Below are 25,181 nucleotides of genomic sequence, written 5' to 3' on the forward strand. Positions count from 1 at the left end.
GAAGCGCTTGTCTGGCGGATGAGAATCCCCCTTCTCTCACATCCCCGCATTGTGGCGGGGATGTGGGCGACCCGACGTCCGTCGAGTCAGGCGGCAGGCGTTGCACGCCGCAGCCGCTTGCTTGCTTCGAGGTTCAGGGCGGCAACAGGCCGGGAAATCCCGGCCTCTCCGTTCAGATTCCCAAGAGCTTCTTCGCTTCTCCGAGCGTCGCCTCCGAAGCGGCGTGATCGCCCGCCTTGTGCTGCTCCTCACCCTTCGCGCGCAGTTCCTTGACCTTGGCCATGTCGGCCTCGGAAAGTTTCGCAGTCGGCATGGCCGCGTCGATCGCAGCCATGATGGTCGGGCATTGATTGGCAAAGGCCGTTGCCGGCGCGAGCGCCAGCAAGAGGGCAATCGAGATCCTGGTCAACATGGTTGTTCCTCCACCGCCGGGGCTCTGCATTGTTGCAGCGACGTCGCGCGTCCGACAGCACCTGCGGTGCTGCCGTACCTCCGGCAACCAAGGGATGATAATCCACGAGAGATGCGTCGCCAATGCCGGTCGCCGCCCTGCCCGGTGTGGCTTTCGATGTCTGCCGGAACGGAGGCGAATAACCTACATCACCACGTGCCGGATCAGCATCACCACCACCCAGCCGATGACGAGCATGCGCAGCGTCGAGAGGCTGAGCCCGAGCGCAATGGCGAAGGCGACGAACATGGCGATGGTCACATCGAACCCGCCATAGACGAAAGCGGGGGCGACCAGCGTCGTCAGTACCGCTGCAGGCACGGCGTTCAGCGCCGCCTCCAGCCGCGGCGGGATCTGCTTCATCTGGGTGATGAGGATATAGCCGCCGACGCGCGTCAAGAAGGTCGCGACCGCGGCGGCTATGATCAGGTAGATGAGGTTGAGGTGTTGCGGATCCATCGTCACGCCTCCTTCTCGACCGCGCGCGGCGCCGGAGTCCGCTCGTTCTGCGGCAGACAGGCTGCAAGCACGATACCGGCGAGCGCCCCGATGCTGACGTGCCAGGGCGAGCCGACGAAATGCATGCCGGCGATCGAAGCGAGCGCCGAGACGGCAACGATCGGCAGGAACCGGTCGCGCTTGCGGAAGCCCATGACCAGCCCCATGAAATAGACCGGCAGCAGGATGTCGAGGCCGATCGCCTTGGGATCGCCGATCATCTGCCCGAAGATCGCGCCGACCAGCGTGTTGAAGATCCAGGGAATGTAGATGACGAGGCCGAAGCCGAGATACCAGGCGAAGGTGATCGGCAGGCCGCGCTCGCCGCGCTTTTCGGTCTCGGCATATTGCGGATCGACCAGCAGGAAGAAGGCCAGGAACTTCTGCCCGAAGGTGAAGTGCCGCACATATTTGGCGATCGAGGCCGAATAGAGCACGTGGCGGAAGTTCACGGCGAAGACCGAAAGCACGACCAGCCAGGGCTGGACGTGGTTGCCGAAGAGCTCGATGCCGACCATCTGGCTGGCGCCGGCATAGACGCTCGCGCTCATGAACACGGCATCGGCAATGGTAAAACCGTTGTCGACCGCAAGCGCCCCGAACAGTGCACCGAAGGGCGACGCCGCCAGCATGATGGGAAAGCCGCCGCGTACGCCTTCCCAGAATTCGTCTTTTGTCATGGAAACCTCCGCCGGCCGAGGCGAACAAGTGCGCCCTGCGTCCGGTGCCGGACAGATAGGCGCTTGCGCCCCCGGCAACAATTCAAATCAACTGATACAATGATTGAATTTTATGATGCCTTGCCCGAACGAGGCTTGAACGAAATGCGCACCGGTCGAGAAACCGATGCGCGTTTGATACCCGTTTCCGCAGCCTGCCAGGCGGGCCGCGTCTTACTTCTTGACCTGGAACGTATGCTCGATGCCGGGGAAAGTGCGTGCCTTCACCTCGTTTGCATAGTCCTCGGCGGCCTTGGAGATTGCCGGCGCCAGCTCGGCGAAGTGCTTGACGAAGCGCGGCTTGAAATCGTTGAAGAGGCCGAGCATGTCGTCGGAGACGAGGATCTGGCCGTCACAGGCGGGCGACGCACCGATGCCGATGGTCGGCGAGCGCAGCTCGGCGGTGATGTCGCGGGCGACCGGCTCGACCGTGCCCTCGATGACGATCGCAAAGGCGCCGGCGTCGTCGATCGCCTTGGCGTCGCGGCGGATCTTCTTGACTTCCTTGTCGTTGCGCCCGACCGAGCGATAGCCGCCGGTCGTGTTGACGAGCTGCGGCATCAGCCCGACATGGCCGAGAACCGGAATGCCGCGGCTGACGAGGAACTCGACCGTCTCGGCCATCTCCGCCCCGCCCTCGAGCTTCACGGCGCTGCAACCGGTTTCCTTGAGGATGCGCGCGGCGCTGCGGAACGCCTGTTCCTTCGATTCCTGATAGGAGCCGAAAGGCATGTCGATGACGACGCAGGCGCGCTCCGCGCCGCGCATGACCGCCTGGCCATGAGCGATCATCATCTCGAGCGTCACGCCGACGGTCGTATCGAGACCATAGAGCACCATGCCGACGGAATCGCCGACGAGCAGAAAGTCCACATGCGGATCGAGCAGCCTGGCGATCGGCGTCGTGTAGGCCGTGAGGCTGACGATCGGCCGTTCGCCCTTCAGCGCTTCTATATTGGCGGGGCTGAGCCGGCGCTTGGCGGTCTGGACGCTCATGTCAGGCAACCTTTGCAAATTGCGCGGATTTCGGGGCGATCACGCGGTTGTCCAGCAGCTTCGTCGTGCCGAAGCGGACGAAGAGCAGCAGCAGCACCGGCCGGTCGCCGATCGTTTCGATGGTCTCTAGCGTCTCGGGATCGCGCACGGCGACGACCTCGGGCCGCGCCAGCGGCTCGCTCGCCAAAAATTCGGTGACGGCCTTTTCCAGTACCGCCACATCGCTGACCCCGGACGCGACCAGACGCTCTGCCTCTTCCAGCGCCTTCGGCACGATTGCCGCGGCCCGGCGCTCCTCGGCCGTCAGATAGACATTGCGCGACGAGCAGGCGAGCCCATCGGCCTCGCGCACCGTCGGCACGCCGATGATGGTGACCGGTTGCGCCAGGTCTTCGACCATGCGGCGGATGATCTGCAACTGCTGGAAATCCTTCTCGCCGAAATAGGCGCGGTCGGGCTGGACGATGTTGAAGAGCTTGGTGACCACGGTGGCAACACCGGCGAAGTGGCCGGGACGGACCGACCCTTCGAGCTCGCTGCCAAGCGTCGGCACGTCGACCACCGTTTCCATCGGCCGCGGATACATGTCGGCGACACCGGGGGCGAAGAGATAGTCGACGCGCCCCTCCTCCAGCATCGCCTGGTCGCGGGCGAGATCGCGCGGATATTTGGAAAGATCCTCGTTTGCGCCGAACTGCAGCGGATTGACGAAGATGCTGGCGACGACGACGTCGTTTTCTTCCCGCGCGCGCCGCATCAGCTCCATATGGCCGACATGCAGATAGCCCATGGTCGGCGCGAAGCCGACCGTCTTGCCCGCCCGCCGTTCTTCGGCGAGCGCTGAACGCAGTTCGGCGATGGTGGTGAAAGTCTTCATCTCCGGACCCTCCAATCCGCGACGGGCCACCCCTCCAGGACGGTGGCTCCCTGCCCCTTGGGATGATGACGACCTGCTTCGCCAAGGGGCATTTGCACAAAATTCGGCTGCAAACCTCTATCTTGTGCAGCGCAAAAAAACAATCGGATTGATGACAGCCTGATGACGCACGGCCGTGTTTGACGTCCATCGACAGCCCGTCACGGTTGGAGAGCGATGCCACCCGCAACCCACGCTGGAGAGCGGAGTAAACGCTTTACTCGGGCGCCCGGTCCAGCCTCCAGGGCGGATCGGTGCGGTTCGCACCTGCGAAGTAGAGCACGATGCGGTTGCCGCCCGGGTCGAAAAGCTCGGCCTCGCGCCACCGCCAGCTCTTGTCCTCAGGGGCGCTGGCAAAGAGAACGCCGCCCTCGATCAGCCGGCTGACGGTTTGGTCCAGATCGTCGCATTCGAAATAGACAGTCGTGCCGCCGCTGTTCACATCTCCTTGATGCAACGAGAAAGTGCTGCCGCCGTCCGGGCAGAGGAAGCGCGCATAACGCGGGCGGGCATCGACGATCGGCGTGAGCCCGAGCCGGCGATAGAAGGCCCAGCCGGCATCGAGGTCCGGCATGGTCACTGTCACCTGGTTCAAGCGCATCCGATCCTCCCATCAAGCGGTTGTCGCTTCCGATCTTAACGACTGCAGACGTCGGGGGAAGCGCATCCGCGCCGCCCTCACCCGAAGTTGACGAGGTTCAGTGCCGGCAGCGGACCGCCGGGGAATTGTACCAGCCGGCCGCCGACGGAGAGCGGACCGAGGTCGATGCCGAAGAATCCGAGGCGGTCGATCAGCCGTGCCACCTCGCCTTTCGCCGCGGCGTCGTCACCGGAGAAGAACAGCACGCGGCGGCCGCCTTCCGCCCGCGGGTCGCCGGAGACGAGGTGCGGCTGTAGGTGGTTGAACGCCTTGACGACGCGGGCGCCCGGCACGAGATCGGCGACGACCTCGCTCGACAGCCGGCCGTTGAGGTCCGCCGGCTTGAACAGCGGCGCCTCGATCGGGTTGTTGGCGTCGATGACGATCCGGCCGTTCCACGCGGGCAAGCCCGCCAGCGCCTGCGGCAGCTTCGACCAGTTGACCGCGACGAGCACGATGTCGGCGCTCGCCGCCTCTTCGCGCGTGCCGGCGGTGATGAAGGGAGCAAGCTCGTCGGTGAGCGCCTGCAGGCTTTCCGGTCCGCGGCTGTTGGCGATGGTGGCGGGAATCGATGCCCTGGCGAGCGCCCGGGCGAAGGCTGCTCCAATATTGCCGGAACCGATGATACCGATGGACATGATGGATCTCCTTCGTCGTCACGCCAGCCCCGCGGTCTTAGCGATGGCTCTGGCGCCAATTGAGGTTTGGGGCGTCGCGAGCCGCCGGTGAGCGGATCACGACGCCCATCGGTCGTGCTCGATCAGGCGGTGAAGCCACCGTCGGCGACGATGTCGGCGCCGGTAACGAAGGCGGCTTCCGGGCTTGCGAGGTAGGAGACGACGCTTGCGATCTCCTCCGGCTTGCCATAACGGCCGATCGCCATGCCGGGACCGACGATCTTCGAGACCGGCCCGCCATCCGGGTTCATGTCGGTATCGGTCGGGCCGGGATGAACCGTATTGACGGTGATGCCGCGCGGGCCGAGGTCTCGCACCAGGCTGCGGTTGAAACCGGCGACTGCCCCCTTGGTCAGCGTGTAGAGCGATGCGGTCGGGAAAGCAGCATAGCGCACCATGGACGAGCCGATATGGATGACGCGGCCGCCCGGTTTCATGTTGCGCACCGCTTCTTGTGTCGCGACGAAGACGCCGGTGACGTTGACGGCGATCATCCTGTTGTAGTCGGTCTCGGTAATTTCCTCGATCGGGCCGCCGAGCGCGATGCCGGCATTGTTGACGAGGATGTCGATACCGCCGAATGCCTTGAAGGTTTCGGTAACGGCGGCGCGCACGGCGGCGGCATCGCCGGCATCCGCCTTGATCGCCAGGGCCCGGCCACCCGCAGCTTCGATATCGGCAACGACCGCACCCGCCTTTTCCGGTGAGCCGTGATAGGTGATGGCGACGGCGGCACCGTCACTTGCGAGGCGCTTCGCGACCGCAGCACCGATCGAGCGCGAGCCGCCGGTTACGAGGGCGACCTTGCCTGTGAGGGATTTGTTCTCAGACATGACGTTCACTCCATTCCAGGTTTCGATGGAGTGGATATTGCCATTTCATTCCGCTAATATAAGTCGGCAATCGCTTTCATCATCTTCAATGATCACTTGAATATCACAGAATGGAAACTCTCGCCAATCTCGAGTCCTTCGCCCGCAGCGCCGAGCATGGCGGCTTTTCCGGCGCGGCGCGGCGGCTCGGCCTCACACCGGCGGCCGTCAGCCGCAATGTCGCGATGCTCGAGCGCAATCTCGGCGTCAGGCTGTTTCACCGCTCGACCCGCAAGCTGACGTTGACGGAGGAAGGCGAGCGTTTCCTCGCGGCGATCCGCGACAATCTCGACGGTCTGCAAAGCGCCATTACCGGCATATCCGGCGAGAAAGGCGAGCCGGCCGGCATACTTAAGGTCAGTCTCAGCCCCACCTTCGGCACCGCTCATATCTTGCCGCTGCTGCCGGCCTTTCTCGAAAAATATCCGGCGATCCGCATCGACTGGCAGTTCGACAACCGCCAGGTGGACCTCGTCGCCGAAGGCTTCGACGCGGCGATTGGCGGCGGCTTCGAGCTTTCGCCCGGCATCGTCTCGCGCGTGCTCGCGCCGGCGCATATCATCGCCGTCGCCTCCCCTACCTATATGGCAAGCCGGACGATGCCCTTCGATCCCGCTGGCCTTGCCGCACTCGATGGCATCGTCATGCGGTCGAGTCGCACCGGGCGCATCCGCTGCTGGACGATGCGCAACGCCGCCGGCGAGGAGATGGCCGCGGCCCCGAAGGAGACGATCGTCGTCAACGACCCCGCCGCCATGCGCGAGGCCGCAATCCTCGGTCTTGGCGTGACGCTGATAACCGTGCCCGATGCGCTGCCGCATCTTGCCTCCGGTGCCCTCCTCCGCCTGGCACCGAAATGGTACGCCGATGCAGGGCCGATCTCGATCTACTATTCGAGCCGCACGCTGCTTCCGGCCAAGACGCGCGTCTTCGTGGACTTCGTCGCCGAGCATTTCCGCCGCCATAAACTGGCGGAGCGCTTCGCCGGCAGCCTCGGCTGAGGGCGCTTGAAAGCCCAAGGCTGCACCCGATATCCGCCAGCCCCGAAAAAAGTTTCGAGCCGATGTCGGGATCGTCGACCGGCATTCGTCCTTAGGGCAGTTCCGGAAGAAGCGTGAACCGGTTCTTTCGTTCGGAATTGCGTAATTTCAAAGTGTTAGGTCTTTTCGTGGTTTCACGGAAACAATGAAGTGATCTAATCCGTCAAACACAAAATCCATTCCCAAGGAGCATTTCATGCGCATGATTTTCGTAAACCTGCCCGTCAAGGATCTGAAGGCCTCGCGTGCGTTCTTCGCCGCGCTCGGCTTCACCTTCAACGAGCAGTTCTCCGACGACACCGCCGCCTGCACGGTGATCTCGGACAACATCTTCGTCATGCTCCTGACCGAGCCGAAGTTCCGCGACTTCATCACCGGCGAGATCAGCGACGCGAAGAAGGGCACCGAAGTCATCACCGCCCTTTCTGCATCGAGCCGCGCCGAGTGCGACGACATGCTCGCCAAGGCGCTCGCCGCCGGCGCCAAGCCCTGGAAACCGGCGCTCGACTACGGCTTCATGTACGGCATCTCCTTCCAGGACCTCGACGGCCACGTCTGGGAATTCATGTGGATGGACCAGGAAGCGGCTCAGCAGCAGGGCTGATCGCCATATCACTGCAGATAAGAGACCGCCCGGCGCCACCGGGCGGATTTTTTGTGCGACAGCAACGTCAGAAGTCAAACCCGGAACATCTATGATGTCTTCCGCGCGGCATCCGCGCCGCGAAAAAAACTCAATCCAGAAGCGCCGCCTACCCGCCAATCAGCGCCAGCCACTCCTCCTCGTCCATGGTCTGGACGCCGAGCTCGCGGGCCTTGTCGAGCTTGGAGCCGGCGCCCGGCCCTGCGACGACGATGTCGGTCTTCTTCGACACCGAACCGGCGACCTTGGCGCCGAGGCTTTCGGCCTTCGCCTTGGCCTCGTCGCGCGTCATCTTTTCGAGCGAGCCGGTGAAGACCACGGTCTTGCCGGCAACCGGGCTGTCGGACGCAACCGGCGCTTCCGCCGCCTCCGGCGTCACTTCCGACAGCAGGCGGGTCACCACTTCGAGGTTGCGCGGCTCCTTGTAGAACTCGACGATCGCGCGGGCGACGACTTCGCCGATGCCGTCGATGCTGTTGAGTTCGTTCCAGGCGTCGCCCGAGTAGTTCGCCGCCTCGCTCATCGCCGCACGAAAGTGCTCGTAGCTGCCGTAGGAGCGCGCCAACAGCTTCGCCGTCGTCTCGCCCACATGGCGGATGCCGAGCGCGTAGATGAAGCGGTGAAGCGCGATCGAGCGGCGCGTATTGATCGCCTCGTAGAGCTTGCGCACGCTGACCTTGCCGAAACCCTCGATGTTTTCGAGCTTGGTCAGCGAACCCGCCTGGCGCTTTTCCAGCGTGAAGATATCGGGCGCGGTGCGGATCGACAGCGTCGGATCCTCGCTTTCAAAGAAGAACTCGATCTGCTTGGAACCGAGGCCCTCGATGTCGTAGGCGTTGCGCGAGACGAAATGCTTCAGGTGCTCGACCGCTTGTGCGCGGCAGACGAAACCGCCGGTGCAGCGGCGCACCGCATCGATCTTGCCGGTCTTCTCGTTGATGTCGCGCACCGCATGGCTGCCGCAGACCGGGCACGTGGTCGGGAAGCGATAGGGCTCGGCGCCTTCCTTGCGCTCGTCCATGACGACGTCGACGATCTGCGGGATGACGTCGCCGGCGCGCTGCACGATCACCATGTCGCCGATGCGAATGTCCCTGCCCTCGCGAATCGGCTCACCGCTGTTACCGAGGCCCTTGATGTAATCCTCGTTGTGCAGCGTCGCATTGGTGACGACAACGCCGCCCACCGTGATCGGCTCAAGGCGTGCGACGGGTGTCAGCGCGCCGGTGCGGCCGACCTGGATGTCGATCGCCGTCAGCCGGGTAAAGGCCTGTTCGGCTGGGAACTTGTGCGCCGTCGCCCAGCGCGGCGAGCGCGAGCGGAAGCCGAGGCGCGCCTGCAGGTCGAGCCGGTCGACCTTGTAGACAACGCCGTCGATATCATAGTCGAGATCCGGCCGCTCGCGCTCGATGTGGTGATAGTGTTCGAGCAGCGCATCGGCCGAGGAGAGCCGCTGCATCAGCGGGTTGACGGGGAAGCCCCAGGACTTGAACACCTCGACCATGCCCATTTGCGTCTCGGCCGGCATCGCCGACATCTCGCCCCAGGCATAGGCGAAGAAGCGCAGCTTGCGGCTGGCGGTCACCTTGGCGTCAAGCTGGCGCAGCGAGCCGGAGGCGGTGTTGCGCGGATTGACGTAGAGCGGCTTGCCGAGCGCCGCCATCTCGGCGTTGAGCGCGGCAAAGTCCGATTTCGCCATGTAGACCTCGCCGCGCACCTCGACGATATCGGGGGCGCCCGCCGGCAGTGTCTGCGGGATCATGCCGATGGTGCGGATATTGGCCGTGACGTTTTCGCCGGTCGTGCCGTCGCCGCGGGTCGCAGCCGTTACCAGCCGGCGGTTTTCGTAGCGCAGCGACATGGAGAGGCCGTCGATCTTCGGCTCCGCGGTAAACGCGATCGAATGGTCCGGAAGCTGCCCGAGGAAGCGATAGACCGACGCCACGAAATCGCGCGCGTCCTCATCCGAAAAGGTATTGTCGAGCGACAGCATCGGCCGGGCGTGCACGACCGGCTGGAAGGTGAGCGAAGGCGCCGCCCCCACCTTCTTCGACGGGCTGTCCTCGCGGACGAGCGCCGGAAAACGCGCCTCGATCGCATCGTTGCGCCGCTTCAGCGCATCATAGTCCGCATCCGAAATCTCCGGCGCGTCCTCACCGTGATAGAGCGCATCGTGACGGGCGAGCTCGGCGGCGAGAAAAGCGAGCTCTTCGGCCGCTTCCGTTTCGTTGAGATTCTCGACGGGTTTCAATTCTTTGGACATGCGCGACGACTCCGGATTCGGAGTCGTTTTGTAGAGCAACTATCGGGAAAGAAAAGAGCAACGCCGCTGGCGCTAACCGTTCCCCGAGAGCAGGCGCGCCGCTGCCGCCCTCGCCTCTTCGGTGATCGAGGCGCCGGCCAGCATGCGGGCGATCTCCTCGGTGCGTGCCTTGTCGTCCATGCGGGCGACGCGGGTGGAGATCGTCTCGGCCTTCTCGGCCGACGGACCCTTGGAGATCAGGAGATGCGTCGCGGCGCGCGCGGCCACCTGCGGCGCGTGGGTGACGGAGAGCACCTGGACGGTGCTCGAAAGCCGCTTCAGCCGCTGGCCGATGGCATCGGCCACCGCACCGCCGACACCGGTGTCGATTTCGTCGAAGACGAGCGTCGGCGCCGAGCCGCGATCGGCAAGCGCCACCTTCAGCGCCAGCAGGAAGCGCGAGAGCTCGCCGCCCGAGGCGACCTTCATGATCGGCCCCGGCCGCGTACCCGGATTGGTCTGCACGTGGAACTCGACGAGATCGATGCCTTCGGCCGTCGCCTGCGCCGGATCGCTTGCGACTTCCACCATGAAGCGTGCGCGTTCGAGCTTCAGCGCCGGCAGCTCGGCCATGACCGCGGCGGAAAGCGCCGACGCCGTGCGGTGGCGCTTTTCCGAGAGCGAGCGCGCCGACGCGTCGAAAGCCGCCTTGGCGACGCCGACCTGGCCTTCGAGCTGTTTCAGCCTTTCCTCGCCGGCATCGAGATCGGCAAGATCGGAAATCATGCGCACGGCGAGTGCCGGCAGCTCGGTCACCGGAACCGAGTATTTGCGGCTGGCGGCACGCAGCGCGAACAGCCGCTCCTCCACCCGCTCCAGCTCCTTCGGGTCGAATTCGGTGTTGCGAAGCGCACGCTCGACAGCCATCTGCGCATCGGAGAGCTGGTTCAGCGCACCGTCGAGCAGCTCCACCGTCTCTTCGAGCAGGCCCGGCGCCTCGTGGCTCTTGCGCTCCAGGCGACGCACCAGCGACGCGATCAGCGGAACCGGGGACGCATTGCCGTTCAGGAACTCCGAGGCCTCGCTGATGTCGCCGGCGATGCGCTCGGATTTCATCATCCGCGCCCGCTTCTCGGCAAGTTCGTCCTCTTCGCCGTCGCGGGGATTGAGCTTTTCCAGCTCCTCGACCGAGGAACGCAGGAAATCCGCCTCGCGCGCGGCAGCCTCGACGCGTTCGCGATGCTTCTTCAAGCCGCGCTCGGCGTCCTTCCAGGCCCGGAAGAGATTGCCGACATGTTGCGCCTCGTCGGAGGTGCCGCCGAAGGCGTCGAGCAATGTACGGTGCGCGTCGATGTCGACAAGCGCACGGTCGTCGTGCTGCCCGTGTATCTCGACGAGCGTCTGCCCGAGCTGGCGCATGAGCTGGACACTGATCGGCTGGTCGTTGACATAGGCCTTGGTGCGGCCGTCCGCCGATTGGACGCGACGGAAGATCAGGTCGCCATCATCGTCGATGCCGTTCTCGTTGAGCATCAGCCGCGCCGAATGGCCGGCGGGCACGTCGAAGACCGCCGTCACTTGTCCCTTGTCCGAGCCGTGGCGCACCAGCGAACCGTCGCCGCGGCCGCCAAGGGCCAGCGACAGGCTGTCGAGCAGGATGGATTTGCCGGCACCGGTTTCACCGGTCAGCACCGAGAGCCCGGCGTCGAAAGCCAGATCAAGCCGTTCAATCAGGACGATATCGCGGATCGAAAGCTGGGCGAGCATCCGGGTTCGTATCTTCCTTGACGGGCGCCGATAAGGATCAGGCGCCGATGAGGTTCTTGGCAGCGCGCGAAATCCAGGAGTTGCCGCTTTCACGCGGCTCCAAACCGCCGGACTGCAGCAGCTTGAAGGAATCGGCGTACCACTGGCTGTCGGGATAGTTGTGGCCGAGAACGGCGGCAGCGGTCTGCGCCTCCTGGGTCACGCCCATCGCGTAATAGGCCTCGGTCAGACGCGCCAGCGCCTCTTCCACCTGGTTGGTGTTCGGGTACTGCTCGATGACGACGCGGAAACGCGATACCGCCGCGAGATATTCCTTGCGCTCGAGATAGTAGCGGCCGACCTGCATCTCCTTGCCGGCGAGCTGGTCGCGGGCAAAGCGGATCTTCGACTTGGCGTCATCGACATATTCGGAGTCCGGGTAGCGGTCGACGACCGCCTGCATGGCCTCGATCGCCTTCAGCGCCGGCTTCTGGTCCTGCGTCACCGCGGGGATCTGCTTGGTATAGGCCAGCCCCTGGATGTACTGCGCATAGGCCGCGTCTTCCGACTGGGGATAGAGATTGAGGTAACGACCGGTGGCGTTGATCGCGTCCTGGTATTGGCCGTTCCGGTAGGAAACGAAGGCGTTCATGACCAGCGCCTTGCGGGCATATTCCGAGAACGGATGCTGGCGGTCGAGCGCTTCGAACTTGCGCGACGCTTCCGTCGTCTTGCCTGCATTGAGGTTGGCAAGGCCCTGATTGTAGAGCACTTCCGGCGGATCCGTCTCCGCCGTCAGCTTGGTGATGTCGATATCCGGATCGTTCTGGCAGGCGGTAATCAGGGCGCTGCCGGCAATGGCCGCGACGATCACGGCGACGACGCGCGCTGATTTTCTCAGATCAACAGAAACTGCAAGAACCATCGGATATTCCCGTTCCACTCTGGGGGCATGGACCCCGCCAGACATGCGCTTTTAGAGCAAGTTACCTTGAGACCGCAACGTCATGATCGGTGATTCATGCAAATTTGTGGCGGCCCTATCATGAAAATGCCGGCCTTTCGGCCGGCGACTGGAGGAGATGATGACTTTTTTTGTTATGCGGACCAAGGCGCGAAGCCCGGAACTGCAACTGCAACCATATCGCGCGCGCGGGTGCGCTGGCGCGGGGTCGCGGTCTCGACGACTTCATAGGCCGTCGGGTCGCTGAGGAGCGCCTTCAGGGCGTTGGCGTTCATCTTGTGGCCGCCGCGATAGGAGCGGTAGCAGCCGATGAACGGCGCGCCGGCGAGCGAGAGATCGCCGACCGCGTCGAGCGTCTTGTGACGAACGAATTCGTCGGTGTAACGCAGGCCCTCGACGTTGATCACCGTGTTGTCGTCGGAAATGACGACCGAGTTTTCGAGCGAGGAGCCGAGCGCAAAACCGGCGGCCCAGAGCCGCTCGACGTCACGCATGAAGCCGAAGGTGCGGGCGCGCGACAGTTCGCGCTTGAAGACCGACGGCGTCATGTCGCCCTTCCAGGACTGGCGGCCGATCAGCGGGGAATCGAAGTCGATTTCGACCTCGAAGCGCATGCCGTCATACGGCGTGAACTCCGACCAGGAGGCGCCCGATTCGATGCGCACCGGCTTAATGATGCGGATGTAGCGGCGCTTGACCGCAAGGGCGCGAACGCCCACCTGCTCGATCGCGTCGATGAAGGGTTCGGAGCTGCCGTCCATGATCGGCATTTCGGCGCCGTGCACTTCGATCGTCAGGTTGTCGAGGCCGAGCGCGTAGATCGCGGCCATCACGTGCTCGATCGTGGCGATCGACGCTGCCGGCGACATGCCGAGAACGGTGCAGAGATCGGTGTTGCCGACCTGCGAGGAAACCGCCTTGTATTCGCAGACCCGGCCATTGGCCAGAACGCGCTGGAAAACGATGCCCGCATCCGCTTCCGCCGGATGGAAGGTGATCGACACTTCCGCACCGGAGTGAACGCCAATTCCCTTGAGCGTTACCGGGCTTGCAATCGTCGTCTGAAACCCGAGCAATTCGATTCCCATTCTCGTCACTTTCAATACCTGTGGCCGATGGCCAAAACCCGCTGGCGGACGCAGCAAACTTCAGGGCACAAACAAGGCGTCCGAGAGTCTCGGCACAAAGTCCGATCCTCTGCGTTCCGAACAGACAGCGCTTGATCGAATCGCATGCGTCCCCAATTCCAAGTCTGAAAATAAGAGTTTGGAGGCACCATTCCAAATCACTGTTCGTTTCGCTTTGTTACGCATTTGCGACGGTCCGTAACATTGATTCAAACATCTGAAATGATGAAGAAAATGCAAAAATGCCCGGGCAGTTGCCCGGGCATTCGGCAAGGTGAAGGTACGGGCCTTCCAATCAGTTCGACTGACGGCGCAGGAACGCCGGGATTTCGAGCTGATCATCTTCGTGCGGGCGCGCCTGCGGCGAAACGCGACCGTGATCGTCAAGCTGGCCGCGACGCGGCGCATAGAGGCTCGCTTCCGGCGAGAGCGGCCGGCGCTGCTGGGAAGCAGCACTCGGTGCGGAAGCCGTCATGTCGGCTGCCGCGGGGGTCTGCTCGCGCTCACGCAGGCCCAGCGAGCTGGTGATGCGGTTGAGGAGACCCATCGGGCCACGCTCTTCCGCGATCGGCGCTGCCGGCTGGGCGCGGCGGTCCATCTCGGCCTTCACGACCGGCGGAAAGTCTTCGACCTTCGGCATGCGAACCTGTTCCGGCTGCTGGCGCATGACCGGAGCAACGGGCTCCTGGCGCATCACCGGCTGCGGCTGGGGCTGAGGCTGAGCCGGCTGCATCTGCGGCTGCGGCTGGCGCATCACCGGAGCGGCCTCTACCGGTGCTGCACCGGCGAAAAGCTTGCTCTGGGGACGGAAGTTTTCCTCATGCGTCGGCTGAACCGGAGCCGGAGCCTGTGCGGCGCGGGTCGCGATGTCCAGTTCCCGCTCCATTTCGGCTTCGCGGATGGCAGCGGCGATGTGATCGACGGATGGCTGCTGCTGCACCGGCTGCTGCGCCGGCTGGGCGACGGGCTGCTGCATGACCGGCTGGTGAACCGGGGCCGGCTGGTGCTGGGCAACCGGCTGCGGCTGCTGGGCAGGAATGGCGGCGGACGGACGAACGGCCGGCTTGGACGCTACCGGACGAAAGTCGGCGGAACGGCCCGCCACCTCCGCGGCCGTGCGGTCGATGCCGGTGGCGACGACCGAGACGCGGATCAGGCCTTCGAGTTCTTCGTCGAACGTCGCGCCGAGGATGATGTTGGCATCCGGGTCGACTTCTTCGCGAATACGGGTTGCAGCTTCGTCGAGTTCGAACAGCGTCAGGTCGCGGCCGCCGGTGATCGAGATCAGCAGGCCCTGGGCGCCCTTCATCGAGGTCTCGTCGAGCAGCGGGTTGGCGATCGCGGCTTCGGCAGCGGCCAGTGCGCGGCCTTCACCCGAAGCTTCGCCGGTACCCATCATCGCGCGGCCCATTTCACGCATCACCGAGCGGACGTCGGCGAAGTCGAGGTTGATGAGGCCTTCCTTGACCATGAGGTCGGTGATGCAGGCAACGCCCGAATAGAGAACCTGGTCGGCCATCGCGAAGGCGTCCGCGAAGGTCGTGCGGTCGTTGGCGATACGGAAGAGATTCTGGTTCGGGATGACGATCAGGGTGTCGACCGACTTTTGCAGTTCGGCAATGCCCTGGTCGGCAAGCCGCATGCGGCGCGCGCCTTCGAAGTGGAACGGCTTGGTGACGACGCCGACGGTCAGGATGCCCTTGTTGCGGGCGGCCTGGGCGACGATCGGGGCTGCACCCGTGCCGGTGCCGCCGCCCATGCCGGCGGTGACGAAGCACATATGGGTGCCGTTCAGGTGGTCGATGATCTCATCGATGCACTCTTCGGCGGCCGCACGGCCGACTTCCGGCTGCGAACCGGCGCCGAGACCTTCGGTGACGGCGACGCCCATCTGGATGATCCGCTCGGCCTTGGTCATGGTCAGCGCCTGGGCGTCGGTATTGGCGACGACGAAATCGACGCCCTGGAGGCCTGCGGTGATCATGTTGTTGACGGCGTTGCCGCCACCGCCACCCACACCAAAGACGGTGATGCGCGGCTTCAGCTCCGTGATATCCGGCTTCTGCAAGTTGATAGTCATTGTACCCGTTCCTTCTGTTTTCTGGCCGCCTTGCCGAGCCGGCCAAATCTCTCAAAGTCTTAGTTTGTCTTCGTCCGGCACCATTCCTGTCGGCGCCGAACGGTACTCAAAAGCTCTCCTTCAGCCATTGGCCCATGCGGGCGATGCGGCCGTTGCCGGCGCCGAGCCCCGCGAACATGCCGCCGTGGGAGGCATGGGTCTCGAGGTCGGCGACCTGCGGATAGATCATCAGGCCGACCGCCGTGGAGAAGGCCGGGCCCTTGGCGGCCGCCGGCAGCCCGGAAACCCCGAGCGGACGGCCGATGCGAACATTGCGGGCGAGGATGCGGCGCGCCGCTTCCGGCAGGCCCGTGAGCTGGCTTGCGCCGCCCGTCAGAACGATGCGCTTGCCGACGATCGGACTGAAGCCCGAGCGCTGGATGCGATCGCGGATGAGTTCCAGCGTCTCTTCGATGCGGGCGCGCACGATGCGCGAGACGAGCGCGCGCGGCACGTGCGTCGGCTGGTCGCGGTCGTCCTCGCCGATCGGCGGAACCGAGACGATGTCGCGCTCGTCGGCGCTGTTCGGCAGCGCCGAGCCGTGCACGACCTTCAGCCGCTCGGCGTCCTCGATGCGGGTCGAAAGACCGCGCGCCAGATCCGTCGTGACATGATGGCCGCCGAGGCTGACGGCGTCGGCATGGACGAGCTTGCCTTCGGCGAAAACCGAGATCGTCGTCGTGCCGCCGCCCATGTCGATCGCGGCGCAGCCGAGTTCGACCTCGTCGTCGACGAGCGCGGCAAGACCGCTGGCATAGGGGGTCGCCACCATGCCCTCGACCGAGAGGTGCGCGCGGTTGACGCAGAGTTCCAGGTTCTTCAGCGCCGCCCGTTCGGCCGTCAGCACATGCATGTCGACGCCGAGAACGTCGCCGAACATGGCGAGCGGATCACGGATGCCGCGTTCGCCATCGAGCGAGAAGCCCGTCGGCAGCGAGTGCAGGATGGCCCGGTCGGAGCGCAGCGACTGCTGGCCGGCGGCCGACAGAACCTTGCGCAAATCGTTGGCGTCGACTTCCTGGCCGCCGAGATCGATCGTCGCGGTGTAGACGTCGCTCTGCAGCCGGCCGGCCGAAACGTTGACGATCAGGCTGTCGATGGTAAGGCCGGCCATACGCTCGGCCGCATCCACCGCCAGCCGCACGACGCTTTCGACCGCATCGAGATCGGCGACGACGCCGTTCTTGACGCCCCGCGACTTCTGATGGCCGATGCCGATGATTTCGACGTTGTGGGTGCGGTTCGGGAGGATCTGGCTCTCGGCGCGCGGCGTCAGCCGGCCGATCATGCAGACCACCTTGGTCGAACCGATATCCAGCACCGAGACGACATGAGACCGCTTCGAAGAAAGCGGCTTCAGGCGCGGCAGGCCAAAGCTGGAGGAACCGAACAGACTCATATGCGGCCCTCTTTCTTCTTCTCGGTCTCCTGCGCCTTCAGCATTTTGTCCCTCGCCTTCAAGGCAACCTCGCGCCGGGCGACTGCATCCGGCGTCAACTGAACTGTGGTTCGATCCTCAAGCCTCAGATCCACGGCAGCGATGTCGCGCTCGAGGAGCTGGTGCTGGCTTTCCATGTCGGAGAGCACCTGCATCGCGCGTGCGACGTCGTGCTCCGGCAACTTGACGACGATGCCGTTGTCGAGGCGCAGGTCCCAGCGGCGACCGGCGACGCGGACGAAGGCCTTCACCCGCGAGCGGATCTCCGGCCAGCGGGAAAACTCGTCGTAGAAATCGGCAGCCGCCGTTTCGGCATCGCGGCCGACGAACAGCGGCAAGGCCGCGAACTTGTTGTCGCGCAGGGGCGCGATCACGCTGCCGCTTCTTTCGATCAGCGAAAGATCGGAACCGTGCTGCCAGATGCCGAAGGCCTTGCGCTCGGTCAGGTTGACCTCGATCGTGCCCGGATAGACCTTGCGGACGGTGACACCCTGCACCCAGGGCAATTCGGCGATCAGCTTGCGCGCCTCGGCAATGTCGAGCGCCACCAGCGACGTCGTGCCGTCGAGGCCGAGCTGCTGGAGGATGTCGATCTCGGAGGTCTGCTCGTTGCCGGAAACCTTGACGTCTTCGATGGCGAAGCCCGCAGCCGTGGTCGAGACCTGGGCGAAATTCTGCGTGTGTCCGCCGAGCGACATGCCGTAGAAGCCGGTCGCCGCGAAGAACGCGATCGCCGAGACCGTGCCCGTATGCGCCGGGAAGCGAATACGGCCGGTTCCGAGGCTGACGAGGAAACGCACGACCCGGCGGAGCGGGCGCGGCAGTACGCGGCCGCCGTCCACATCGACGGCTGCAGCGCCATCGAGGTGACGAACCCTCCTGCCCCTTCTGCCCCTCAACGCAAACACGACGCTTCCTCCACCATCCAACTCAAAAACTCGCCGAAGCCATAGCCGGCATGCGCGGCCATCTCGGGCACCAGGGAGGTTGGCGTCATGCCGGGCTGGGTGTTGATTTCCAGCCAGATCAGCTCGCCCTCACCGGAGGAACTGTCATCGAAACGAAAGTCGGATCGGCTGACGCCGCGGCAACCGATTGCCTGATGCGCCTTCAGAGCGAGTGTTTGTATTTTTTGGTAAATATTTGGTGAAATCTGTGCCGGAATGACGTGGCGAGAACCGCCTTTTACGTACTTGGAGTCGTAATCGTAGAAGGCATGGCCCTGCGGGATGATCTCGGTGACGCCGAGCGCCCGATCGCCCATGACGCCACAGGTCAGTTCGCGACCGGCGACATAACGCTCGACCATGATTCGGTCGCCGTAGCGCCATTCGCTCGAAGTCACCACCTGCGGCGGATGGGACTGATCTTCCTTGACGATGACGACGCCGAAGCTCGAGCCCTCGCGGACCGGCTTGACGACATAGGGCGGCTTCATCGGATGCTTCGGACCAAACGCGTGGCGATCCATCACCTGCGCCTCCGCCACCGGAATGCCGGCGGCAGCCGCGACGTGCTTCGCCTGGGCCTTGTCCATGGCGAGCGCCGAGGCGAGTACGCCGGAATGGGTGTAGGGAATTTCCAGATATTCGAGGATGCCCTGGATCGTGCCGTCCTCGCCGAACGGGCCGTGAAGAGCATTGAAGGCGACATCCGGGCGAAGCGCCGCCAACACTTCGGCAACGTTGCGATCGACATCGATTCGGGTGACGCGGTAGCCGGCGGCATCGAGGGCATCCGCGCAGGCAGTCCCGGACGACAGGCTAACCGGTCGCTCCGAAGAAAATCCGCCCATCAGGACAGCCACATGCTTGCCGCTCATTCAAACCCCCAAACAATACGCCACTATCGCAAGGTTTCCTTGCGTCTGGCTGATTCCGGCTTTCGCGAGTCACCACGCCATTGGGGGCACTAGAGCGTCATTATGGTTAACGAACCGTTTACTTTCGTTAACCTTAGTCGGGAAATGAAACGCGCATCACATGCACACGCGCGTATACGACGAGGCATTTTAGCGGGAGATCAAGGGGTTGCGGAGCGATCCTGAATCAAATGCATAACAAGCGAAAAAATGAAAAACCCGCCGCAAACGAGGCGGCGGGCTCCGTTCCGACGATGCGATAGGCGCTTAGTCGTCGTCGCCGACGATCTTCCAGACGATGCCGGCGATTGCCGCGCCGACGATCGGCGCCACCCAGAAAAGCCAGAGCTGCGCCAGCGCCCAATCGCCGACGAACAGCGCCTGCCCCGTCGAACGAGCCGGATTGACCGAGGTGTTCGTGACCGGGATCGAGACCAGATGAATGAGGGTCAGCGCCAGGCCGATGGCGATCGGCGCGAAACCGGCGGGCACCCGGCCGTGTGTGGCGCCGAGAATGATGAACAGGAAGAAGAAGGTCATCACCACTTCGGTGACGAGCGCCGCCGTCAGCGAATAGCCGCCCGGCGAGTGTTCTCCATAGCCGTTGGCGGCGAACCCGCCGAGCTGGAAATCGGCCTTGCCGCTGGCGATCAGATAGAGCACGGCGGCAGCAGCAATGGCGCCCAGCACCTGCGAGATGACGTAGCCGACGAGCTTCTGCGCCGGAAACTTGCCGGCAACCATCAATCCAACCGAGACGGCCGGATTGAAGTGTCCGCCGGAAATGCCACCGACCGCATAGGCCATGGTGAGCACGGTGAGGCCAAAGGCGAAGGAGACGCCGAGCAGGCCGATGCCGACCTCAGGAAAGGCCGCCGCCAGCACCGCGCTGCCGCAACCACCGAAAACGAGCCAGAATGTACCGAGAAACTCCGCAGAAAGCCTTTTGAACATGCATTCGCTCCTGAAGAAAACGAAGCCGATCGCTTCGGCCGCCGAGAGTTTGCCACAAATTGATTCTGGTCAAGCTCGGTTGTCCTAAGAAGCTGACACCCGTAATAGGCGAGGTTCACAAATCGCCCCGCCTAACGAAGAGGCAGACCCAAGCACTTTTCCGATGAGCCATGCGTTGGCGGAATAATACTGCGCACGACGCCAAGATCGTTCGCATTTCTTACAATATCAGGGTTTCGCCATGCCAAAACTTGCGTTAAGAGGCCTGCGGCGCCGCGCGGCCGACCAGACGCGCAAAGGCCGCTGCAGACTATGAAGTGCAGTCCGCCTCCCAGGACGGCACCACATCCATATCAGGAACCATGATAATGACAGACGCGACAACCATCCTGTCGCCGAAGGACAATGCGTTGAGCCACGCGGCAGTGAACTCCCCTGCCCGGGTGCTGTTCGCAAGCCTCGTCGGCACGACCATCGAATTCTTCGACTTCTACGTTTACGCCACAGCCGCGGTGCTCGTTTTCCCGCACCTCTTCTTCCCCTCGGCCGATCCGACTTCGGCAATGCTGCAATCCTTCGCGACCTTCTCGATCGCCTTCTTCGCCCGCCCCTTCGGCGCCGTGGTCTTCGGCCATTTCGGCGACAAGGTCGGCCGCAAGGCGACCCTGGTTGCCGCGCTGATGACCATGGGCATCTCCACCGTCGTCATCGGTCTGCTGCCGACCTATGCGTCGATCGGCGTCGCCGCGCCGCTGCTTTTGGCGCTCTGCCGCTTCGGCCAGGGTCTCGGCCTCGGTGGTGAATGGGGCGGCGCCGTGCTGCTCGCCACCGAAAACGCGCCCGAGGGCAAGCGCAGCTGGTACGCCATGTTCCCGCAGCTCGGCGCGCCGATCGGCTTCATCCTCTCGGCCGGCACCTTCCTGGTCCTCGGCGAAGTGATGAACGACGAAGCCTTCCTCGCCTGGGGCTGGCGCGTGCCCTTCATCGCCAGCATCCTGCTCGTCGCCGTCGGCCTCTATGTCCGCCTGAAGATCACCGAGACGCCGGAGTTCCAGAAAGCGGTCGACAAGCACGAGCGCGTGCAGGTGCCGATCGCCGAGATCTTGCGTTCGCACAAGCGCAGCCTGGTGCTCGGCACCTTCGTGGCGCTCGCAACCTTCGTGCTCTTCTATCTGATGACCGTCTTCTCGCTCTCCTGGGGCACGGCAAAGCTCGGTTATTCGCGTGAGCAGTTCCTGGTCGTGCAGATGACCGGCGTCGTCTTCTTCGGCCTGATGATCCCGGTTGCCGGCATCCTCTCGGACCGCTTCGGCCGCCGCCTGGTGCTGATCCTTGCGACGATCGGCATCGGCGTCTTCGGCATCTTCATGGCCCCGCTGCTTTCTGGCGGCCTCGGCGGCGCCTTCCTGTTCTCGGTCATCGGCCTCGGTCTCATGGGCCTTACCTACGGCCCGATCGGCGCGGCGCTTGCCGCCCCCTTCCCGACCTCGGTGCGCTACACCGGCGCCTCGATGACCTTCAACCTCGCCGGCATCTTCGGCGCGTCGCTGGCGCCCTACATCGCCACCTGGCTCGCCACCAACTACAGCCTCGATTATGTCGGCTACTACCTGCTGGCCGCCGCCGCCGTCACGCTGCTGTGCCTGGTGCTGTCGACCGAAGAAGAGGTCTCCGCCTGATTTCGGCTCGGCCCGCGCAGGCGCGGCCGACCACAAACAGGAAGGGCCGCAGCGTCTCCGCCACGGCCCTTCCCTGATCGTCTCGCCACCTCAGGCGATGCCGCGGCCGAGGAATTCCTTGATCTCGTAGCCCGGCATGAAGTTGCCGATGCGCTTGATTTCCCATTCGAGCCGCACGCCGGAATGTTCCAGCACGCGCTGGCGCACCGTCTCGCCAAGATATTCGAGCTCATAGCCGGTCGCCTGTCCGGTATTGATCATGAAATTGCAGTGCATCGGCGACATCTGCGCGCTGCCGATCATCAGACCGCGGCAGCCCGCCTCGTCGATCAGCTTCCAGGCCGAGTGACCCTCCGGGTTCTTGAAGGTCGAGCCGCCGGTCTTCTCGCGGATCGGCTGCACCGTCTCGCGGTGGTGGCGCACGGCATCCATGTCGGTGCGGATCTTGTTCTTGTCCTCGGCGTAGCCCTCGAAGACCGCATGGGTGAAGATCAGATCCTTCGCCGCCGCCGAGTGGCGGTAGGCGTAGCCCATGTCGGCATTCGACAGCACATGCTGCTTGCCGTGGCGGTCGACCGCATGAACCTCGACGACGCGCTCGCGCGTTTCCGAGCCGTTGGCGCCGGCATTCATGCGCAGCGCCCCGCCGATCGAGCCGGGGATGCCATAGAAGAAATAGAAGCCGCCGATGCCGTGATCGAGCGCCATGGCCGCGATGTTCTTGTCCGGGCAGATGGCGCCGGCCTTGATGCGGTTTTCGCCGACCAGTTCCAGATCACCGAAGCCCTTGGCCGAGAGGCGGATGACGACGCCGGGAATGCCGCCGTCGCGCACGAGCAGGTTCGAGCCGACGCCGACGACCATGACCGGCACGTCTTCCGGAACGAGCTTCAGGAAGGTGACGAGATCATCCGTGTCATGCGGCTGGAACATCAGCTCGGCAAGACCGCCGGCGCGGAACCAGGTGACGCGATCCATCGGCGCATCGGGCGTAATGCGGCCACGAACGGCGCTGACACCGCTTCCGAGCGCATCGAGTAGTTTCTGACCGTTGACCTGTTTCATGCTCAAATTCCTGAAATATCCGCGAGTTCCTTAGGCAGGGCAGCCGCCCAGTAGGTGATGCTGCCAGCCCCCAAGAGAACCACAAAATCGCCGGGCTGCGCAATCTTGCTGACAACAGGCGCAATTGCTTCCGGACCGGCGACGTAACGGGCGTCACGATGGCCGCCGGCCTTGATGCGATCCACCAGCTCCTCGGAGGTTGCACCCGGGATCGGGTCTTCGCCGGCCGCATAGACCGGCGCGATCAGGACCGTGTCGGCATCGTTGAAGCAGGAGGAAAATTCCTCGAACAGGCTCGAAAGGCGGCTATAGCGATGCGGCTGGTGCACGGCAATGATCCGGCCCTGGCAGGCCTCGCGCGCTGCCTTCAGCACCGCCTTGATCTCGACCGGATGGTGGCCGTAGTCGTCATAGACGCGCACGCCGTTCCATTTGCCGGTAAGCGTGAAGCGGCGCTTGACCCCGCCGAAGGAGGCGAGCCCCTTGGCGATCGCCTCCGGGCTGATGCCAAGGCGTTGGGCGACGGCGATGGCGGCCGTCGCGTTGGAGACATTGTGACGGCCCGGCATCGGCAGCGTGAGATCCTTCATCTCGATCACCTGGCCGGTGCGGCGGCGGCGGATCTCGATGTCGAAGATGGAGGTGCCGTTGTCCATGCGGATGTTGTGGAAACGCACGTCGGCCTGCGGGTTCTCGCCATAGGTGACGACCTTGCGATCCTCGATCTTGGCGACCATGGCCTGCACTTCCGGATGGTCGAGGCAGAGCACGCCGAAGCCGTAGAAGGGCACGTTCTCGACGAACTGGCGGAAGGCCGCGCGCACCGCGTCGAAATTGCCGTAGTGGTCGAGATGTTCGGGGTCGATGTTGGTGACGATGGCGACATCGGCCGGCAGCTTCAGGAAGGTGCCGTCGGATTCGTCGGCCTCCACCACCATCCACTCGCCCTCGCCCATGCGGGCATTGGTGCCATAGGCGTTGATGATGCCGCCGTTGATGACGGTCGGATCGAGCCCGCCGGCCTCGAGCAGCGCCGCGACCATGGAGGTCGTCGTCGTCTTGCCATGCGTGCCGCCGATCGCGATCGCGTTGCGGAAGCGCATCAGTTCGGCGAGCATTTCGGCGCGGCGCACGACGGGCAGGAATTTTTCGCGCGCGGCAATCAGCTCCGGATTGTTCTTCTTGATCGCGGTCGAGACGACGATCACCTCGGCGTCGCCGATGTTCTCGGCCTTGTGGCCGACGAAGACCTCGATGCCCTTGGCGCGCAGGCGCTGCACATTGGCGCTATCGGCCTGGTCGGAGCCCTGGACGCGATGGCCGAGATTGTGCAGCACCTCGGCAATACCGCTCATGCCGATGCCGCCGATACCGATGAAATGGACCAGCCCGATGGTTTTCGGCATTTTCATGAGCGTGTTTCCCTGAATTTCTCGACTGTCAAACCGCTGGCAATAGCCTCTACGAGGGATGCAAGCAAGCTCGCTGCGTCCGGCTTGCCGGTTTCCCGGGCGTTTGCTGCCATCTGCGCGAGCGATTGTGGATTGTCGACCGCATCCTTGAGGATGCCGGCGAGACGATCTGCCGTCAGTTCGGACTGGGCGATCACCCGCGCGCCGCCCTTGGCGGCGAGTGCTGCGGCATTGGCGGCCTGGTCGTGATCGAGCGCGTAGGGATAGGGCACCAGGATCGCCGGACGGCCGATGACCGAAAGCTCCGAAACCGTCGAGGCGCCGGAGCGGCAAATGACGAGTTGCGCGCCGGCAATGCGTTCGGCCATGTCGGTGAAGAAAGGCGAGACCTCGGCCGGCACGCCGAGCTTCTCGTAGGTCGCGATCACGCCGTCCTTGTCTTCCGGCCGCGCCTGCTGCGTGACCTTGAGCCGGTGGCGAACGGCATCGTCCAGCCGGCAGATCGCCTGCGGGATCGCCTTGGAGAAAAATTGCGCGCCCTGGCTGCCGCCGAAGACGACGAGATGGAACGGCGCTTCGCCTGTTGCAGCGGCATACGGCGTGCTGGCCGCGGCGAGCACCGCCGGGCGAACCGGATTGCCGGTTGTCACGGTCTTGGCGGCAAAGGCGCCGGTACCCTCCGGCAGGAAACCGCCGGCGATCGCCTTGACGCGGGACGCCAGCGCTTTGTTGGCCCGGCCCATGACCGCATTCTGCTCGTGGATCAGGGACGGCACGCCCATGCCGGTTGCGGCCAGCAGCGGCGGCACGGTCGGATAACCGCCGAAGCCGACGACGGCCTTCGGCTTCAGCCGCGCGATCAGTCGGCGTGCGGCGCGCATGCCGGTCCAAAGCGTCCACAGCGACTTCGCCACGCTGATCGGGTTCTTCGAGCCGATCGTCGCCGAGGGCACGACATGCACCTCGTCGGCCGGGAACTTGCCGGCATAGCGCTCGGCGCGGCTGTCGGTGACGAGATGCACCGAATAGCCCTTGGCTTTCAGTTCGTGGGCCAGCGCCTCCGCCGGAAAGAGATGGCCGCCGGTACCGCCGGCGGCAAGCAGGATGATGCCTTTAGTCATG

23 protein-coding genes are annotated in these 25,181 nt (G+C 64.3%); 3 read left to right on the forward strand and 20 right to left on the reverse strand.

The annotated features are described in order from the left end of the window. Positions 1-172: 172 nt before the first annotated feature. The 8 genes from BHMPCIPO_RS13230 to BHMPCIPO_RS13265 all read right to left on the reverse strand — a co-directional run bounded on the left by BHMPCIPO_RS13230 (position 173) and on the right by BHMPCIPO_RS13265 (position 5,730). The gene (locus tag BHMPCIPO_RS13230) at positions 173-412 is read right to left on the reverse strand and encodes a PA2433 domain-containing protein (protein ID WP_173517171.1); all 240 of its coding nucleotides are present in this window, start codon (positions 410-412) and stop codon (positions 173-175) included. A gap of 183 nt (positions 413-595) precedes the next feature. Beyond that, a complete protein-coding gene (locus BHMPCIPO_RS13235) occupies positions 596-910 on the reverse strand; it encodes a branched-chain amino acid transport AzlD family protein (RefSeq protein ID WP_173517172.1) in 315 nt (104 codons plus the stop codon). Positions 911-912: 2 nt separating this feature from the next. Next, positions 913-1,629: an AzlC family ABC transporter permease gene (locus tag BHMPCIPO_RS13240; protein ID WP_173517173.1), complete on the reverse strand. Its 717-nt coding sequence runs from the start codon at positions 1,627-1,629 to the stop codon at positions 913-915. A gap of 213 nt (positions 1,630-1,842) precedes the next feature. Next, positions 1,843-2,664: a 3-methyl-2-oxobutanoate hydroxymethyltransferase gene (gene panB, locus BHMPCIPO_RS13245; protein WP_173517174.1), complete on the reverse strand. Its 822-nt coding sequence runs from the start codon at positions 2,662-2,664 to the stop codon at positions 1,843-1,845. 1 nt (position 2,665) lies between these two features. Next, a complete protein-coding gene (gene panC / locus BHMPCIPO_RS13250; RefSeq protein ID WP_173517175.1) occupies positions 2,666-3,541 on the reverse strand; it encodes a pantoate--beta-alanine ligase in 876 nt (291 codons plus the stop codon). A gap of 256 nt (positions 3,542-3,797) precedes the next feature. Next, positions 3,798-4,181 (reverse strand): VOC family protein, encoded by a 384-nt coding sequence (locus BHMPCIPO_RS13255; RefSeq protein ID WP_173517176.1) that lies wholly within the window; start codon positions 4,179-4,181, stop codon positions 3,798-3,800. 77 nt (positions 4,182-4,258) lie between these two features. Then, positions 4,259-4,858, reverse strand: coding sequence for an NADPH-dependent F420 reductase (locus BHMPCIPO_RS13260; protein WP_173517177.1), 600 nt, complete (start codon positions 4,856-4,858; stop codon positions 4,259-4,261). Between the two features lie 122 nt (positions 4,859-4,980). Then, complete coding sequence (locus BHMPCIPO_RS13265; RefSeq protein ID WP_173517178.1) at positions 4,981-5,730, reverse strand: 3-oxoacyl-ACP reductase family protein; 750 nt, start codon at positions 5,728-5,730, stop codon at positions 4,981-4,983. Between the two features lie 110 nt (positions 5,731-5,840). Between BHMPCIPO_RS13265 and BHMPCIPO_RS13270 the strand changes: the two genes are divergently transcribed. Next, on the forward strand, positions 5,841-6,770 hold the full coding sequence (locus BHMPCIPO_RS13270; RefSeq protein WP_173517179.1) for a LysR family transcriptional regulator: 930 nt from the start codon (positions 5,841-5,843) through the stop codon (positions 6,768-6,770). 235 nt (positions 6,771-7,005) lie between these two features. Continuing rightward, on the forward strand, positions 7,006-7,413 hold the full coding sequence (locus BHMPCIPO_RS13275; protein WP_173517180.1) for a VOC family protein: 408 nt from the start codon (positions 7,006-7,008) through the stop codon (positions 7,411-7,413). Between the two features lie 148 nt (positions 7,414-7,561). Here the strand turns inward: BHMPCIPO_RS13275 and ligA are convergent, their stop codons facing one another. The 9 genes from ligA to aqpZ all read right to left on the reverse strand — a co-directional run bounded on the left by ligA (position 7,562) and on the right by aqpZ (position 19,903). Further along, the gene (ligA, locus tag BHMPCIPO_RS13280; RefSeq protein ID WP_173517181.1) at positions 7,562-9,715 is read right to left on the reverse strand and encodes an NAD-dependent DNA ligase LigA; all 2,154 of its coding nucleotides are present in this window, start codon (positions 9,713-9,715) and stop codon (positions 7,562-7,564) included. A gap of 72 nt (positions 9,716-9,787) precedes the next feature. Further along, positions 9,788-11,461, reverse strand: coding sequence for a DNA repair protein RecN (gene recN / locus BHMPCIPO_RS13285; RefSeq protein WP_173517182.1), 1,674 nt, complete (start codon positions 11,459-11,461; stop codon positions 9,788-9,790). Positions 11,462-11,498: 37 nt separating this feature from the next. After that, positions 11,499-12,365, reverse strand: a complete 867-nt coding sequence (locus tag BHMPCIPO_RS13290; protein ID WP_173517183.1) for an outer membrane protein assembly factor BamD — start codon at positions 12,363-12,365, stop codon at positions 11,499-11,501. A gap of 173 nt (positions 12,366-12,538) precedes the next feature. Next, positions 12,539-13,492: a UDP-3-O-acyl-N-acetylglucosamine deacetylase gene (gene lpxC, locus BHMPCIPO_RS13295; protein WP_173517184.1), complete on the reverse strand. Its 954-nt coding sequence runs from the start codon at positions 13,490-13,492 to the stop codon at positions 12,539-12,541. A gap of 334 nt (positions 13,493-13,826) precedes the next feature. Continuing rightward, a complete protein-coding gene (gene ftsZ / locus BHMPCIPO_RS13300) occupies positions 13,827-15,611 on the reverse strand; it encodes a cell division protein FtsZ (protein ID WP_173517185.1) in 1,785 nt (594 codons plus the stop codon). Positions 15,612-15,717: 106 nt separating this feature from the next. Then, positions 15,718-17,049 (reverse strand): cell division protein FtsA, encoded by a 1,332-nt coding sequence (gene ftsA, locus BHMPCIPO_RS13305; RefSeq protein WP_173517186.1) that lies wholly within the window; start codon positions 17,047-17,049, stop codon positions 15,718-15,720. Then, complete coding sequence (gene ftsQ, locus BHMPCIPO_RS13310) at positions 17,046-17,996, reverse strand: cell division protein FtsQ (RefSeq protein WP_173517187.1); 951 nt, start codon at positions 17,994-17,996, stop codon at positions 17,046-17,048. Before ftsQ ends, ftsA begins: the two co-directional genes overlap by 4 nt. Then, positions 17,984-18,910 carry a D-alanine--D-alanine ligase gene (locus BHMPCIPO_RS13315; protein ID WP_173517188.1) on the reverse strand — a complete coding sequence of 309 codons (927 nt, stop codon included), beginning with the start codon at positions 18,908-18,910 and terminating at the stop codon, positions 17,984-17,986. Before BHMPCIPO_RS13315 ends, ftsQ begins: the two co-directional genes overlap by 13 nt. Positions 18,911-19,216: 306 nt before the next feature. After that, a complete protein-coding gene (gene aqpZ / locus BHMPCIPO_RS13320) occupies positions 19,217-19,903 on the reverse strand; it encodes an aquaporin Z (RefSeq protein ID WP_173517189.1) in 687 nt (228 codons plus the stop codon). Positions 19,904-20,271: 368 nt separating this feature from the next. On the opposite strand from aqpZ, the gene BHMPCIPO_RS13325 reads away from it, so the two are divergent. After that, complete coding sequence (locus tag BHMPCIPO_RS13325) at positions 20,272-21,582, forward strand: MFS transporter (RefSeq protein WP_173517190.1); 1,311 nt, start codon at positions 20,272-20,274, stop codon at positions 21,580-21,582. Positions 21,583-21,672: 90 nt separating this feature from the next. On the opposite strand, the gene murB is transcribed toward BHMPCIPO_RS13325, so the two are convergent. Genes murB through murG form a run of 3 tightly spaced genes read right to left on the reverse strand, consistent with a single transcriptional unit; the run spans position 21,673 to position 25,180 of the window. Continuing rightward, a complete protein-coding gene (gene murB, locus BHMPCIPO_RS13330; RefSeq protein ID WP_173517191.1) occupies positions 21,673-22,647 on the reverse strand; it encodes a UDP-N-acetylmuramate dehydrogenase in 975 nt (324 codons plus the stop codon). 2 nt (positions 22,648-22,649) lie between these two features. Then, positions 22,650-24,059, reverse strand: coding sequence for a UDP-N-acetylmuramate--L-alanine ligase (gene murC / locus BHMPCIPO_RS13335; protein WP_173517192.1), 1,410 nt, complete (start codon positions 24,057-24,059; stop codon positions 22,650-22,652). Beyond that, a complete protein-coding gene (gene murG / locus BHMPCIPO_RS13340) occupies positions 24,056-25,180 on the reverse strand; it encodes an undecaprenyldiphospho-muramoylpentapeptide beta-N-acetylglucosaminyltransferase (protein ID WP_173517193.1) in 1,125 nt (374 codons plus the stop codon). Before murG ends, murC begins: the two co-directional genes overlap by 4 nt. Between the last annotated feature and the right edge of the window lies 1 nt (position 25,181).

Source organism: Ensifer sesbaniae, from assembly GCF_013283665.1.
Taxonomy (GTDB): Bacteria; Pseudomonadota; Alphaproteobacteria; order Rhizobiales; family Rhizobiaceae; genus Ensifer; species Ensifer sesbaniae.

Bases quoted from the DNA above. Each gene is read 5' to 3' on its own strand.
- BHMPCIPO_RS13230 (WP_173517171.1), bottom strand. From the start codon at position 412: ATGTTGACCAGGATCTCGATTGCCCTCTTGCTGGCGCTCGCGCCGGCA.
- BHMPCIPO_RS13235 (WP_173517172.1), bottom strand. From the start codon at position 910: ATGGATCCGCAACACCTCAACCTCATCTACCTGATCATAGCCGCCGCG.
- BHMPCIPO_RS13240 (WP_173517173.1), bottom strand. From the start codon at position 1,629: ATGACAAAAGACGAATTCTGGGAAGGCGTACGCGGCGGCTTTCCCATC.
- panB (WP_173517174.1), bottom strand. From the start codon at position 2,664: ATGAGCGTCCAGACCGCCAAGCGCCGGCTCAGCCCCGCCAATATAGAA.
- panC (WP_173517175.1), bottom strand. From the start codon at position 3,541: ATGAAGACTTTCACCACCATCGCCGAACTGCGTTCAGCGCTCGCCGAA.
- BHMPCIPO_RS13255 (WP_173517176.1), bottom strand. From the start codon at position 4,181: ATGCGCTTGAACCAGGTGACAGTGACCATGCCGGACCTCGATGCCGGC.
- BHMPCIPO_RS13260 (WP_173517177.1), bottom strand. From the start codon at position 4,858: ATGTCCATCGGTATCATCGGTTCCGGCAATATTGGAGCAGCCTTCGCC.
- BHMPCIPO_RS13265 (WP_173517178.1), bottom strand. From the start codon at position 5,730: ATGTCTGAGAACAAATCCCTCACAGGCAAGGTCGCCCTCGTAACCGGC.
- BHMPCIPO_RS13270 (WP_173517179.1), top strand. From the start codon at position 5,841: ATGGAAACTCTCGCCAATCTCGAGTCCTTCGCCCGCAGCGCCGAGCAT.
- BHMPCIPO_RS13275 (WP_173517180.1), top strand. From the start codon at position 7,006: ATGCGCATGATTTTCGTAAACCTGCCCGTCAAGGATCTGAAGGCCTCG.
- ligA (WP_173517181.1), bottom strand. From the start codon at position 9,715: ATGTCCAAAGAATTGAAACCCGTCGAGAATCTCAACGAAACGGAAGCG.
- recN (WP_173517182.1), bottom strand. From the start codon at position 11,461: ATGCTCGCCCAGCTTTCGATCCGCGATATCGTCCTGATTGAACGGCTT.
- BHMPCIPO_RS13290 (WP_173517183.1), bottom strand. From the start codon at position 12,365: ATGGTTCTTGCAGTTTCTGTTGATCTGAGAAAATCAGCGCGCGTCGTC.
- lpxC (WP_173517184.1), bottom strand. From the start codon at position 13,492: ATGGGAATCGAATTGCTCGGGTTTCAGACGACGATTGCAAGCCCGGTA.
- ftsZ (WP_173517185.1), bottom strand. From the start codon at position 15,611: ATGACTATCAACTTGCAGAAGCCGGATATCACGGAGCTGAAGCCGCGC.
- ftsA (WP_173517186.1), bottom strand. From the start codon at position 17,049: ATGAGTCTGTTCGGTTCCTCCAGCTTTGGCCTGCCGCGCCTGAAGCCG.
- BHMPCIPO_RS13315 (WP_173517188.1), bottom strand. From the start codon at position 18,910: ATGAGCGGCAAGCATGTGGCTGTCCTGATGGGCGGATTTTCTTCGGAG.
- aqpZ (WP_173517189.1), bottom strand. From the start codon at position 19,903: ATGTTCAAAAGGCTTTCTGCGGAGTTTCTCGGTACATTCTGGCTCGTT.
- BHMPCIPO_RS13325 (WP_173517190.1), top strand. From the start codon at position 20,272: ATGACAGACGCGACAACCATCCTGTCGCCGAAGGACAATGCGTTGAGC.
- murB (WP_173517191.1), bottom strand. From the start codon at position 22,647: ATGAAACAGGTCAACGGTCAGAAACTACTCGATGCGCTCGGAAGCGGT.
- murC (WP_173517192.1), bottom strand. From the start codon at position 24,059: ATGAAAATGCCGAAAACCATCGGGCTGGTCCATTTCATCGGTATCGGC.
- murG (WP_173517193.1), bottom strand. From the start codon at position 25,180: ATGACTAAAGGCATCATCCTGCTTGCCGCCGGCGGTACCGGCGGCCAT.